The sequence below is a fragment of the Pikeienuella sp. genome, from assembly GCF_046290545.1.
In the GTDB taxonomy this organism is placed as follows: domain Bacteria; phylum Pseudomonadota; class Alphaproteobacteria; order Rhodobacterales; family Rhodobacteraceae; genus Pikeienuella.
The window spans coordinates 191,108-203,748 of the sequence record NZ_JBKAGV010000007.1; the positions used below are offsets into that span (position 1 = coordinate 191,108).

Below are 12,641 nucleotides of genomic sequence, written 5' to 3' on the forward strand. Positions count from 1 at the left end.
TCAGGCCGCGGACTATGCGGGGGCGTGCGCCTGGCGGTCAATCCGCCTCTTCCTCGATCTTGGCGATGCGCGCGCCGCCGAGCGTCGCGGTCGTGACGCTGAGCGACTTGAGCTTGCGATGGAGCGCGGAGCGCTCCATGCCGATGAAGGAGGCGGTGCGGGAGATGTTGCCGCCGAAGCGGTTTATCTGGGCGATGAGATAATCCCGCTCGAAGAGCTCCCGCGCCTCGCGGAGCGGCAGGCCGACCTGGACTGCGCTGATGCGCGCCCCGCCGTCCGGGCCCCGCCCCTCCCCGCCGTCGCCGAGGAGTTCGGCGGCGACGATGTCCTCCCCCTCGCCGCCAAGGATGAGCAGCCGCTCCACGAGATTGCGGAGCTGCCGCACATTGCCGGGCCAGGAGAAGGTCTGGAGCGCGGCCAGCGCCTCTTCGGTGAAGCGGCGGCGGGTGAGGCCCTGCTGAAGGGCGATGGCCTCGGCGAAGTGACGGGCGAGTTCCGGAATGTCCTCCCGCCGCGCGTCGAGCGGCGGGACCTCGATCGGCACGACGTTCAGCCGATGATAGAGATCCTCCCGGAAGCGGCCCTCCGTGATCTCCGTCTTCAGGTCGCGCGCCGTGCCGGAGATGAGCCGCACGTCCACCCGCACCTGCTCGCCGCCGCCGGGGCGAAGGAAGGACTGGTCGAGCAGGATGCGGAGGATCTTCGCCTGCGTGCCGAGCGGCATTTCAGCCACTTCGTCGAAGAACAGCGTGCCGCCATGCGCGCGGTCGAAAAGGCCCTTCTCCACGCGCCCGTCCTCGCGCACCCGGCCGAAGAGCACCTCCTCCATCAGGTGCGGCTCGATCGTCGCGGCGTTGGAGACGACGAAGGGCGCGCCGGCGCGGCCGGAATTTGCATGGACATAGCGCGCGGCCACCTCCTTGCCGGAGCCCGGAGGGCCGGTCAGGACCACGCGGCTCGCGGCGCGGGCGACGCGCTCGAGCTGGCTGCGAAGCGCCTGCATCGCGTGGCCGGAGCCGATCATCCTGTGTTCGCGCGTGTCCGCCGCCCGCAGCGCCGCATTTTCGCGCCGCAACCGCCCAGCCTCCAGCGCCCTGTGAACAACGACCAGCAACTGATCTATATTGAAGGGTTTTTCTATGAAGTCATAAGCCCCCTGCTTGATCGCCGCGACGGCGATCTCGATGTTGCCGTGGCCGGAGATGATGACGACTGGAACTTCCGGATTGTCCCGCTTCACCGATTTAAGGACCTCGATGCCGTCCATCCGGCTGCCCTGGAGCCAGATGTCCAGGATCAGGAGATCGGGCGGGGCTTCGTCAACCGCGGCGAGCGCGCCGTCCGCATCCTCGGCGTCGCGCGTCGCGTGCCCCTCGTCGGCGAGAATGTCTCCGATCAGGCTGCGGATGTCGGCTTCGTCATCGACGATCAGAATGTCGCTCATGCGGCGCCGCCCCCCTCGCCGGCGCCGCCCTCGCGCCTCGGCAATACAAGTGAGACGCGGGCGCCGCGGCGCCCGCTCCCGTCGGCCGGCGCGCGCGCGTCCTCAAGGCGGAGCGCGCCGTCATGCTGCTCCGCGATCTTCTTGACGATGGCGAGGCCGAGGCCCGTGCCTTTTGCGCGCGTCGTGACATAAGGCTCCGTCAGCCGCGCCCGGTCTTTCGGAAGGCCGATCCCGTTATCCTCCACGATCAGCGCGACGCCGGCGCCCTCCGGCTTCAGCTGCGCGTGGATGCGCCCGGAACCGGCGAAGCCAGGATCCTGCTCCAGCTGGGAGTCGATCGCCTCGGCGCCGTTCTTGAGCAGGTTCGTGAGGGCCTGGGAAATCATCCCGCCATCGCAGGCGAGAAGCTGCGGCGCGTCCGCGCCCTCGATCTCCCATGCGATGTCCGGGCGCGCCGTCCGCTGCATCAGCACCGCGTCCCGGAGGAGCACGGCCACGTCGGTCGGCTTCGGCGCGGGCGTTGGCATCCGGGCGAAGCGGGAGAATTCGTCGACCATGCGCCGGATGTCCCCCGCCTGGCGGATGATGACGTCCGCATATTGCTCGAACGCCGCGCGCTCCTCGCCGGCCAGGGGCGCGAACTTGCGCCGCAGGCGCTCGGCGGAGAGCTGGATGGGCGTCAGCGGGTTCTTGATCTCGTGCGCGATGCGGCGCGCGACATCCCCCCACGCCGCCTCGCGCTGGGCGGAGACGAGGGCGGTCAGGTCGTCCAGCGTCATCACGTAGCCCTGGCCGAGATCGGCGGAGGATCGCGCCGCGACGCGGACGAGCAGCTCGCGCCGGCCCTCTCCGGTCTCGACGGCGACCTGGCCCTGCGCCACCCCGTCCACGGCCCGGGCTGCGGTGGCGAAGAGCCCGCGAAGCGCCTCGGGCAGCGCGCCGCCCGGCTGCGCCTCCCCGAGAATGCGCGCGGCCGCCTCGTTCCGCATCGCGATCCGCCCCGAGGCGTCAAGCCCGACCACGCCGGCGGAGACGCCGCTCAGCACCGTCTCGATGAAGTTGCGCCGCTCCTCGCTCTCCTCCTTGGCGTGGACCAGCTCGTCCCTTTGCCCCTTCACCTGCGCGGTCATGCGGTTGAAGACGCGGGAAAGGAGCGCGACCTCGTCGCCCGTCTTCTCCTCCGGCACCCGGATGTCGAGATCGCCCTTGCCGACCCGCTCCGCCGCGACCGCAAGCGCAGTGATCGGCCGCGCCAGCCGCTCCGCCAGCCAGAGCCCGAGCCATGCCGCCGTCGTGACCACGAGGAGCGAGAAGCCGACATAGATCAGCGCGAAGACGGAGAGGATACGCCCCCGCGCCGCCTCCGTCTGGTTGTAGAGCGCGACCGTCTCGGCCGTCTCGTCGAGCAGCAGCAGCACCTCACCGTCGACCTGGCGCGATACATAAAGAAAGGTGTCTATGTAATTGGTGAGATCGACCAGAGCCCGGAGTTCGTTGTTCTCCTGATCCTCAAGCACGACGACCCGTCCGAGCCGCGCCTCTGCGATCTGAACCTCGGTCGGCGGATCGTAGGTGAAGGTGTAGCTGAAATCGCCGCGATGCAGGATCTGCCCCGCGCCGTTGATCAGATAGGCCTCGGGCAGGCGACGGAGCGCCTGCTGGCGGCGCAGGAGATCGGCCAGGGCGGCGTCTCCGATCCCGAGCGCGCCGGCGCGGTTCATGTCGTTCGCCATGTTCAGCACTTCGCGCTCGATCAAGCGGCGATGCTCGTCCGCGTAGGCCTGCGCAGTGATGAGCGAATTGCGGACGACGGAGCCGACCTGACCGGAAAACCAGGTGTTCACCCCCTGATTCACCGTCAGTGTCGCGAATACGGCGATGATCACCGTCGGCGCCAGCGCGACGACTGCGAAGATCCCGATGAGACGAAGGTGAAGCCGCGCCCCCGCCGCGTCCCGCCGCCGGGCGGACAGCAGGAGCCAGACGCGCCGCCCGATAATGCCGAGCACCAGCGCGATATAGGCGAGATCGGCGATCACCACAGCGATCAGCGTCTCAGGCGAAAGCCCGGTGCGGTTCACCGTCACCGCCGTGAGCACGGCGAGCCCGACGCCGACGAGGGAAAAGCCGATGATCGCGCCTGCGTTCAGGCTGGCCGCCGGAATGGACGCGGCTATTCGGGAAACGGCGAGGGCCGGCGTTCCTGCCATGGATGCGGACGGCCCCTGACTGTTGCTCGGTTACATCAGTTTCTTGCCGCGTGTGATCGGGATGTCAAGGTCGCGTATCTTTTTGCGGAGCGTATTGCGGTTGATGCCGAGCACGTCCGCCGCCTTCAGCTGGTTGCCGCGCGTCGCCGAAAGGGTCAGCGCGATGAGCGGCAGCTCGACCTCGCGAAGCACCCTGTCATAGAGGCCCGGCGGCGGGCTCGAATCGCCGTGGAGCGAGAAATAGCGGGCGAGGTGATGCTCGACCGCGGCGCCGAGACTCTCCCCCATCATCGGCTGCGGCTCGTCGGCTGAGGAGGGGCGGGCGGCGAGCTCGGCCTCCACCATCTCCGCGTCGATCAGGTCATTGGCCGAAAGCGCGGCGAGGCGCTTCACGAAATTCTCCAGCTCGCGCACGTTGCCTGGCCAGCTCTGCGCCGCGAGCGCCTCCATCGCCTTCTGGCTCAGGCTCTTGCGCGGCAGCCCCTCCGCCTCCGCCCGCCGCAGGAAGAAGCGCGCGAGATCGGGAATGTCCTCCACCCGCTGGCGCAGCGGCGGAAGGCGGAGCGGCACGACGTTGAGACGATAGAAGAGATCCTCCCGGAAGCGCCCCTCGTGGATCAGGCCGCGGAGATCCTGATGCGTTGCGGCGACGATGCGCACGTCGGAGCGAATCGCCTTCCGCCCGCCGACGGTGGTGAACTCCCCCTCCTGCAGAACGCGCAGCAGGCGCGTCTGCGCGTCATGCGGCATGTCGCCGATCTCGTCGAGGAAGAGCGTGCCGCCCTGCGCCTGCTCGAACTTGCCGACGGCGCGCTCCGTCGCGCCGGTGAAGGCGCCCCGCTCATGGCCGAAGAGCTCGGATTCGATCAGCTCGCGCGGGATCGCGGCCATGTTCACCGCGACGAAGGGGCGGGACTTGCGGCGCCCGAAATCGTGGAGCGCGCGGGCGACGAGCTCCTTCCCCGTCCCGCTCTCGCCGGTGATCATCACGGAGAGGTCCGTGTTCATCAGCCGCGCCATGATGCGGTAGACGTCCTGCATCGCCGGGGAGCGGCCGATCAGCGGCAGGCTCTCCTCGCGCGCCCGCGTCGGCGCCTCGTCCGCGCGCGCGGTTGGCTGCCGGGCCTCAAGCGCCTTGCGGGCGTGGGAGAGGACCTCCTTCAGGTCGAAGGGCTTGGGGAGATATTCATAGGCCCCCGCCTCGGCGGCGCGGATCGCCGTCATCACCGTGTTCTGCGCGCTCATGACGATCACCGGCAGGTCCGGCCGCTTTCGCCTTATCGCAGGCAGAAGGTCGAGCGCGTCGCCGTCCGGCATCATCACGTCGGTGACGATGAGGTCGCCCTCCCCGTCCTCCACCCAACGCCAGAGCGTGGAGGTGGAGCCGGTCGTGCGCACGCGGCAGCCGATCCGCGTGAGCGCCTGGTTGAGCACCGTGCGTATCGTCCGGTCGTCATCCGCCAGCAGCACGGTTCCGAGCGAGGTCATTCCGAGGCGTCCTTCTCTTCGCGCCAGATCGGCAGGCGGATGCGGAACGATGTGAAACCGGGGCGGGAGACGCAGTCGATCGCGCCGCCATGGTCCGCCACGATCTTGGAGACGAGGCTGAGCCCGAGCCCGCCGCCGCCCGCCTTCGTCGTGACGAAGGGCTCGAAGATCTCGCTCTGGATGTCTTCGGGGATTCCCGGCCCGTTATCCGAGATCTGGACGAGGAGCGGCATGCTCACGCGCGCGCCGTGCGGCCCGGTCATGGCCACCCCGGGCCGGTAGGAGGTGCGGAGCGTGATCGCCCCGCCCACGGGCGGCGCCGCCTCGGCGGCGTTCTTCAAGAGGTTCATCATCACCTGGACGAGCTGGTCCCTGTCCCCCGGCACGGCCGGCAGGGAGGGGTCGTAATCCTCGTGAAAGCGGACATGCGCGGCGAACCCCGCCTCGGCGGAGCGGCGCGCCCGGTCGAGCACGTTGTGGATGTTCACCGCCTCGCGCCGGGGCGGCCCGGTGTCGCCGAAGGCCTCGACCCGGTTGATGAGGTCGGCGATGCGCTTCGTCTCTTCCCGGATCAGCTCGGTGAGCTGCCGGTCCTCTTCCGAGAGCGACATTTCGAGGAGCTGCGCCGCGCCGGAAATGCCGGCGAGCGGGTTCTTGATCTCGTGCGCCAGCATCGCGGCCATGCCGGTCATCGAGCGGGCGGCGTGTCGGTGGGTAAGCGTCCGGTCGATCTGCATGGCGAAGGAGCGGCGCTGGAACACCAGCAGGACCTCGCCGCCTTCCTCCGTCGCCGCAGCGAGAAGGTCGATCGTCTCCGGCGGGCGCCCGGGCCATGCGAACTCGACATCATGGTCAGCGGCCGAGGCCGCGGCCCCGCGTGCGCGGGCGACGAGCGCGGCGATGCGGCCCGTCTCGCCGAAGACGGAGCCGGCGCTCTTTCCCCGAAGCTGCGATTCGCCCTGCCCGAGGAAATTCTCGGCCGCCGGATTGACGGCGGCTATCTCCCCTCCCGGCCCGAAGACAAGCGCGGGGAGCGGCAGGAGGCTCCAGCTCTGCTCCCGAACCGTCACGCCGCCCGCCTCGCTCCGCCGGGCGCCGCCGCCTCCGCGAAGCCTGCTCGGAGCGCGGCGATCACCGCCTGCGGTTCTGTCAGGCGGAGGAGGGCGGCGCGGAGGCCGGCGCCGTTCGCCAGCCGTTCGAGATGCCAGCCAAGATGCTTGCGCGCGACGCGAAGGCCGAGGTCGCGGCCGTAAAATCCGAGCATCGCCTCGTAATGCTCCACGATCAGGTCAAGCCGCGCCCCCGGCGCCGGCGCGGCGAAGGGGGCGCCCGAAAGCGCGGCGCCGACCATCGCCGGCGCCCAGGGCGCGCCCTGCGCCCCGCGGCCGATCATCACCGCATCCGCGCCGGAAAGGGCGAGCGCCCGGCGCGCCGTCGCCGCATCCGTCACGTCGCCGTTGACGACGAGGGGGACGGAGACAGCCTCCCGCACGGCGCGGACCGCCGCCCAGTCCGCGCTCCCCTTGTAGAACTGCGCCCGCGTGCGGCCGTGAACGGTGATCATCGCCGCCCCGGCTTCCTCTGCCCGCCGGGCGAGCGAGGGGGCAGTCACATCGTCCCATCCGAGCCGCATCTTGACGGTGACCGGGCGGGAAACGGCGCCGACGACCGCCTCGATCAGCCGCAGCGCATGGTCGGGCTCGCGCATCAGCGCGGCGCCGGACCAGCCGGAGGTCACCTTCTTCGCCGGGCAGCCCATGTTGATGTCGATGATCCGCGCGCCCCGCCCCTCCGCGATGCGCGCCGCCTCGGCCATCGGCGCTGCCTCCCGCCCGGCGATCTGCACGGCGGAGACCTCCGCATCCGGGTCGATCTCCAGCCGTGCGCTCGCCGCGCCGCCGCGCGCGAGCAATTCGCCCGAGGCGACCATCTCGGAAATGGTGAGCCCGGCGCCGAAGCGCGCGGCAAGCCGCCGGAACGGGAGATCGGTGATTCCCGCCATCGGCGCCAGCAGCGCCCGGTTCTTCAGCACAACATCGCCGATGGTCAGAAACATGGCGCCCACGAATTACGCATCCTCGATGTGCTTCTACCGCAGGGCGGCCGCGCGCCGCAAGCCGCGGCCTTGTCGCGCCGCGCGCGCCTGCTTAGGCTCGACGGGAAACGCCGGAGAGACCCGCCATGAAGACCGTCGCCCTCATCGTCGCCGCGGGCCGCGGAACGCGGGCGGGGGGCGGCCTGCCGAAGCAGTATCGGGAGGTCGCCGGCGAACCCGTCCTTCGCCGCACGATCCGCGCGCTCCTCGCCTCCCCTCTGATCGACGGCGCGCTGACCGTGATCCACCCCGAAGACGCCGCGCTCTACGCCCAAGCGGCGCCGGCGGATCCGCGGCTCCTCCCCCCGGTCCATGGCGGGGCGGAGCGCGCGCTTTCCGTCCTCGCCGGGCTGAAGGCGCTGGAAGCCGCCGCGCCTGATCTCGTCCTGATCCATGACGCCGCGCGCCCCTTCGTCTCGCCGCGCGTGATCGCGGATGTGGTGGACGCGCTCGGGAGCCATGACGGCGCCCTCGCCGCCATTCCCATCGTGGATGCGCTGCGGCGGGAGGAAGGCGGGCTCTGCGGCGCGCCCGTCCCGCGCGAGGGCGTCTGGCGGGCGCAGACGCCGCAGGGCTTCCGCTTCCCCGCCATTCTCGCCGCACACCGCGCGAACCCGGACCCGAAGGCGGCTGACGATGCCGAGATCGCGCGCGCCGCGGGCCTCTCCGTCCGCCTCGTCGAGAGTGAGGCGGACAACTTCAAGATCACCGCGCCCCGCGATTTCGAGCGGGCGGAAAGGCAGGCCGCTATGCGTGAGATTCGCGTCGGGCAGGGCTACGATGTTCACGCCTTCGCGCCGGGCGACGAGGTGACGCTCTGCGGCGTCTCCATCCCTTTCGAGAAGGCGCTTTCGGGCCATTCGGACGCCGACGTGGCGATGCACGCGCTGACGGACGCGCTCTTCGGCGCCATCGCGGAGGGCGATATCGGCCGCTGGTTTCCGCCCTCCGACCCGCAATGGAAGGGCGCCGATTCCGCCATCTTCCTCCGCAAGGCGATGGAGCGGCTCGCGGCGCGCGGCGCGCGGCTCGCGAACGCCGACGTCACCATCGTCTGCGAACGGCCCAAGATCACGCCGCACGCCCCGGCGATGATCGCGCGGCTGGCGGAGATCATGGGCGTTGAGCCCGGGCGGATCAGCGTGAAGGCGACGACCTCGGAACGGCTCGGCTTCACCGGGCGCGAGGAGGGGATCGCCGCGCTCGCGCTCGCGACGGTGAGTCTGTGAGCATCGCTGACCGGATCGCGGGCGTCTCCGGCCTTCACCGGCTCGGGGAGCATTCCGGGCTCTTCGCAGCGCTCGCCGCCCTTCCGCTCGCCTGGGGGCTGCACTGGCTCGGCGGCTTTCCGCTCGTCGCCCTGGCGACGGGCGTCGGCGCGCTGAAAGTCCTCTGGGCCGCGCCGCGCGCCGGGGTTCCGATGATCGCGGACCGGATGATCGGCCAGCTCCTCGCGCTCTGGCCGCTTTCCGGCGGGCTTTGGGCGGCGGGGGTGGACCCGGCGATCTTCCCCTGGCCGGGCTGGGTCGGCGGTTTTCTCGCCTGTCAGGGCTTCACGCTCTTCTTCCCGCCGCTCCGCCGTCTCGAACGCTTCGGCCCGCTCTGGGACGATGCGGCGGCGGGCGCGCTCGCCGCCGCGCTCGTGCTCTTCGCGGCGGCGATCTCGCATGGGTGGCTGGCGTGAGCGCGGCGGAGCGGGTTCTCACCGCGCTTTCCGCGAAGGGGCGGATGCTGGCGACGGTGGAAAGCTGTACCGGCGGGCTCGTCGCCGCCGCGCTGACGGACATCGCCGGCTCCTCCGCCGTGGTGGAGCGCGGCTTCGTTACCTATTCCAACGCCGCGAAGACGGAGCTTGTCGGCGTCCCCGCCGCGCTGATCGAAGCGCATGGCGCCGTCTCGCCCGAGGTCGCGCGGGCGATGGCGGAGGGCGGGCTCGCGCATTCGCGGGCGGACATCGCAGTGGCCGTGACCGGCATCGCCGGGCCGGGCGGCTCGGAATTCAAGCCGGAGGGGCTCGTCTGCTTCCACGCCGCGCGGCGTGACGGGGCGCATCTCGCGCGCCGCCGCGAATTCGGCGCCATCGGCCGCGCCGCCGTCCGCGCCCGCTCGGTCGACGAGGCGCTGGATATGGTGCTGGAACTCAACGACATGGCCGCGCCATGACCGCCCTGCCCGACCTCCTCGACCGCGCCTGGACCGCGCTTGAGGCCGGCGCCGCGCCTGGCCGCTCGCGCTTCTCGATGGTCTATCTCGCGACGACGGGGCTCGACGGCGCGCCGCGTCTCCGCACCGTCGTTCTCCGCCGGGCGGACCGCGCGGCGGGAACGGCGGGGTTCAACACCGATCTTCGCTCGCCGAAGATCGCGGAGATGCGGGCGGAGCCCCGCGCCGCCCTCCTCGGCTATGACATGGAGGCGGGCTTTCAGGTGCGGCTCGAAGGCCGCGCCCGGCTTCTCCCGCAGGACGGGGCCGCCTGGGAGGCCGCCCTGCCCCGCTCCCGCATCTGCTACCGCCACGCCTACGCCCCCGGCTCCCGGCTCGAACGGCCGGAGGACGGGGACCCGACGGAGGCGATGATCGCGCCGGAGGACGCCGATTCGGGCCTTCCGAACTTCTGCGCCGTCGATCTCCTGATCGAGCGGCTGGAGGCGCTCGACCTGTCCGCGACCGGGCATCGCCGTGCTGAATACCGCGCAACGGAGGGATGGGCGGGGCGCTGGCTGGCCCCGTGAGGCGGGATTCGCCCACAGATTCGCCCCCGGAAAACCGCAACCTGTCCACATGAAGTCGACCCGGACCCATGGGCCGCGCCGCGCCTTCCGGTTATGCTGGCGCGCAAAAGAAGGGACAGGGCATGGCGGACGGGTCAAGCGCGCCGGAGATTCAGGCGGCGCCGCACAATATCGAGGCGGAACAGGCGCTTCTGGGCGCCCTCCTCGTGAACAACGAGGTCTATGACCGGGTCTACACGATTCTCGAACCGGCGCATTTCTACGATCCGCTCCACGGCCGCATCTACGAGATCGCGGCGGACCGCATCCGCAAGAACGCGCTCGCGACGCCGGTGACGCTGAAACCCTTCTTCGAGAGCGACCCGGGCATGGCGGAGCTGGGCGGCGCCGCCTATCTCGCCCGGCTCGCCGGCGCGGCGGTGACGATCTTCAACGCCCGCGACTATGCGCAGACGATCTATGACCTCTCCCTCCGGCGCGACCTCATCCGCCTCGGCGGCGAGATCTCCGCCAAGGCGGCGGCGATGAGCATCGAGAGCGAGCCGAAGGACCAGATCGAGGAGGCGGAGCAGGCGCTTTACCAGCTCGGGGAGCGGGGGCGCTACGAGGGCGGGTTCAAGACCTTCCTGAAGGCGATCTCGGAGGCCGTGGAGGTCGCCAACGCCGCCTATCACCGGGATGGCGGGCTCGCCGGCCTCTCCTCCGGGCTGATCGACATGGACCGGAAGCTCGGCGGGCTCCACCCGTCCGACCTCATCATCCTCGCCGGGCGCCCCTCGATGGGGAAGACGGCGCTCGCCACCAACATCGCCTTCAACATCGCCAAGGCCTGGCGGAAGGGCCAGAAGCCGGACGGGACGGAAGGCACGGTGGACGGCGGCGTCGTCGGCTTCTTCTCCCTCGAGATGAGCGCCGAGCAGCTCGCGACGCGAATCCTCGCCGAGCAGGCCGAGGTCTCCTCCGAAAAGCTCCGCCGCGGCGAGATGCAGGAGGAGGAGTTCCGCCGCGTGGTGGACGCTTCCCGCGCCCTCGCCTCGATCCCGCTCTATATCGACGACACGCCCGCGCTCTCGATCTCCGCCATCGCGGCGCGGGCGCGGCGGCTGAAACGGAAGAACGGGCTCGACGTGCTTTTCATCGACTATCTTCAGCTCGCCCGCGCGGCCTCCGCCAAGGAGAACCGGGTGAACGAGGTCTCCGACATCACCCAAGGCTTGAAGGCCATCGCCAAGGAGCTGAACATCCCCGTCATCGCCCTCTCCCAGCTTTCCCGTCAGGTGGAGAGCCGGGAGGACAAGCGCCCGCAGCTTTCCGACCTCCGCGAATCGGGCTCCATCGAGCAGGATGCGGACGTGGTGATGTTCGTCTATCGCGAGCAGTATTATCACGAGCGGATGAAACCGCCCGAGGACGATCCGAAGTTCCCCGAATGGGCGGACAAGGCGGAGCGCGTCTTCGGCAAGGCGGAGGCGATCATCGGCAAGCAGCGGCACGGGCCGATCGGCACGGTGGAGCTGGCCTTCCAGGGCGAGTTCACCCGCTTCTCCGACCTTGCGAAGCCGGAGCGTTACGGCGGCCGCGAGGATTTCGAATAGTGGCGGCGGCGCGGCTGACGATCGACCTTGCCGCCATCGTCGCCAACTGGCGCGCGCTGGCGGCGATGAGCCGGGGCGAGACCGGCGCGGTGGTGAAGGCGGACGCCTACGGGCTCGGCGCCGCCCGCGTGGCGCCCGCATTGATGGCGGCGGGGGCGCGAAGCTTCTTCGTCGCGCTGGCGGAGGAGGGCGCAGCGCTCCGCGCGGCGCTCGGCCCCCTGCCCCGCATCTTCGTCTTTTCCGGCATTATGCCGGGCGAGGCGCCGCTGATCCGCGCGGCGAATCTCATTCCGCTTCTGAACTCCCGGGCGCAAGCGCTAGAAGCAAAGGCATTGGCGGCGTCTCTCGGCCGCCCGCTTTCCGTGGGTCTCCAGCTCGACACGGGCATGAACCGGCTGGGGCTGGAGCCGGCCGACCTTTCCGCCCTTCTCGCCGCGCCGGACGGGCTCGCGGGGCTCGACCTCGCGCTCGTCATGTCGCATCTCGCCTGCGCGGACGAGCCGGATCATCCGATGAACGCCGCGCAGCGCGAGGCCTTCCGCGCGATGACGGCGCATCCCGTCCTTTCGCGCGTCCCCCGCAGCCTCGGCGCGACAGGCGGCGTTCTGCTCGGCCCGGATTTCCATTACGATATGACCCGCCCGGGCGTCGGCCTCTATGGCGGCCTCCCTTTCGCGGAGGCACGCCCCGTCGTTACGCTCGAAGCCCCCATCGTCCAGGTGCGGGAGGTCGCGGAGGGGGAGGCGGTGGGCTACGGCGCAGCATGGCGGGCGGATGCGCCGCGGCGCATCGCCACGATTTCAGTCGGTTACGCAGATGGGCTCCACCGCGCCCTGAGTGCCGGCTTCACCGCCTGGCTCGGCGCAGCGCCGCTCCCCTCCGCCGGCCGCGTGTCGATGGACCTGATCACGCTCGACGCGACCCAGTGCCCGGAGGCGCGAGACGGCGCCTTCGTCACGCTGCTGGGCCCCGGCCAGGGCGTGGACGATCTCGCCGCGAAGGCGGGGACCATCGGCTATGAAATCCTCACCAGCCTTGGCGCGCGCTACGCCCGCCGCTACACAGGCGGCGACTGAC

11 protein-coding genes are annotated in these 12,641 nt (G+C 70.6%); 6 read left to right on the forward strand and 5 right to left on the reverse strand.

Annotated elements, in window-relative coordinates; translation table 11 throughout:
* Positions 1–37 precede the first annotated feature (37 nt).
* From ACE37J_RS05985 to dusB, 5 genes are read right to left on the reverse strand one after another with little or no spacing between them, the layout of a single operon-like run.
* Positions 38–1,444 carry a sigma-54-dependent transcriptional regulator gene (locus tag ACE37J_RS05985; RefSeq protein ID WP_409708562.1) on the reverse strand — a complete coding sequence of 469 codons (1,407 nt, stop codon included), beginning with the start codon at positions 1,442–1,444 and terminating at the stop codon, positions 38–40.
* On the reverse strand, positions 1,441–3,654 hold the full coding sequence (locus tag ACE37J_RS05990) for an ATP-binding protein (protein ID WP_409708564.1): 2,214 nt from the start codon (positions 3,652–3,654) through the stop codon (positions 1,441–1,443). Before ACE37J_RS05990 ends, ACE37J_RS05985 begins: the two co-directional genes overlap by 4 nt.
* Before the next feature lie 30 nt (positions 3,655–3,684).
* A complete protein-coding gene (gene ntrC, locus ACE37J_RS05995; RefSeq protein ID WP_409708567.1) occupies positions 3,685–5,142 on the reverse strand; it encodes a nitrogen regulation protein NR(I) in 1,458 nt (485 codons plus the stop codon).
* On the reverse strand, positions 5,139–6,212 hold the full coding sequence (locus tag ACE37J_RS06000) for a two-component system sensor histidine kinase NtrB (protein WP_409708570.1): 1,074 nt from the start codon (positions 6,210–6,212) through the stop codon (positions 5,139–5,141). Before ACE37J_RS06000 ends, ntrC begins: the two co-directional genes overlap by 4 nt.
* On the reverse strand, positions 6,209–7,198 hold the full coding sequence (dusB, locus tag ACE37J_RS06005) for a tRNA dihydrouridine synthase DusB (RefSeq protein WP_409708699.1): 990 nt from the start codon (positions 7,196–7,198) through the stop codon (positions 6,209–6,211). The genes ACE37J_RS06000 and dusB overlap by 4 nt, the downstream gene beginning before the upstream one ends.
* A gap of 125 nt (positions 7,199–7,323) precedes the next feature.
* On the opposite strand from dusB, the gene ACE37J_RS06010 reads away from it, so the two are divergent.
* The 6 genes from ACE37J_RS06010 to alr all read left to right on the forward strand — a co-directional run bounded on the left by ACE37J_RS06010 (position 7,324) and on the right by alr (position 12,640).
* Positions 7,324–8,466 (forward strand): bifunctional 2-C-methyl-D-erythritol 4-phosphate cytidylyltransferase/2-C-methyl-D-erythritol 2,4-cyclodiphosphate synthase, encoded by a 1,143-nt coding sequence (locus ACE37J_RS06010; protein ID WP_409708572.1) that lies wholly within the window; start codon positions 7,324–7,326, stop codon positions 8,464–8,466.
* Positions 8,463–8,921 carry a phosphatidylglycerophosphatase A gene (locus tag ACE37J_RS06015; protein WP_409708575.1) on the forward strand — a complete coding sequence of 153 codons (459 nt, stop codon included), beginning with the start codon at positions 8,463–8,465 and terminating at the stop codon, positions 8,919–8,921. Before ACE37J_RS06010 ends, ACE37J_RS06015 begins: the two co-directional genes overlap by 4 nt.
* Complete coding sequence (locus ACE37J_RS06020) at positions 8,918–9,400, forward strand: CinA family protein (RefSeq protein WP_409708702.1); 483 nt, start codon at positions 8,918–8,920, stop codon at positions 9,398–9,400. The genes ACE37J_RS06015 and ACE37J_RS06020 overlap by 4 nt, the downstream gene beginning before the upstream one ends.
* The gene (locus tag ACE37J_RS06025) at positions 9,397–9,969 is read left to right on the forward strand and encodes a pyridoxamine 5'-phosphate oxidase family protein (protein WP_409708578.1); all 573 of its coding nucleotides are present in this window, start codon (positions 9,397–9,399) and stop codon (positions 9,967–9,969) included. The genes ACE37J_RS06020 and ACE37J_RS06025 overlap by 4 nt, the downstream gene beginning before the upstream one ends.
* A gap of 122 nt (positions 9,970–10,091) precedes the next feature.
* Positions 10,092–11,564: a replicative DNA helicase gene (locus ACE37J_RS06030; RefSeq protein ID WP_409708581.1), complete on the forward strand. Its 1,473-nt coding sequence runs from the start codon at positions 10,092–10,094 to the stop codon at positions 11,562–11,564.
* Positions 11,564–12,640 (forward strand): alanine racemase, encoded by a 1,077-nt coding sequence (gene alr / locus ACE37J_RS06035; protein WP_409708584.1) that lies wholly within the window; start codon positions 11,564–11,566, stop codon positions 12,638–12,640. The genes ACE37J_RS06030 and alr overlap by 1 nt, the downstream gene beginning before the upstream one ends.
* The last annotated feature ends 1 nt before the right edge of the window (position 12,641 follow it).

Excerpts from the sequence above, each read along its gene's own strand:
- ACE37J_RS05985 (WP_409708562.1), bottom strand. The coding sequence starts at position 1,444 with ATGAGCGACATTCTGATCGTCGATGACGAAGCCGACATCCGCAGCCTG.
- ACE37J_RS06010 (WP_409708572.1), top strand. The coding sequence starts at position 7,324 with ATGAAGACCGTCGCCCTCATCGTCGCCGCGGGCCGCGGAACGCGGGCG.
- ntrC (WP_409708567.1), bottom strand. The coding sequence starts at position 5,142 with ATGACCTCGCTCGGAACCGTGCTGCTGGCGGATGACGACCGGACGATA.
- ACE37J_RS06025 (WP_409708578.1), top strand. The coding sequence starts at position 9,397 with ATGACCGCCCTGCCCGACCTCCTCGACCGCGCCTGGACCGCGCTTGAG.
- ACE37J_RS05990 (WP_409708564.1), bottom strand. The coding sequence starts at position 3,654 with ATGGCAGGAACGCCGGCCCTCGCCGTTTCCCGAATAGCCGCGTCCATT.
- dusB (WP_409708699.1), bottom strand. The coding sequence starts at position 7,198 with ATGTTTCTGACCATCGGCGATGTTGTGCTGAAGAACCGGGCGCTGCTG.
- ACE37J_RS06030 (WP_409708581.1), top strand. The coding sequence starts at position 10,092 with ATGGCGGACGGGTCAAGCGCGCCGGAGATTCAGGCGGCGCCGCACAAT.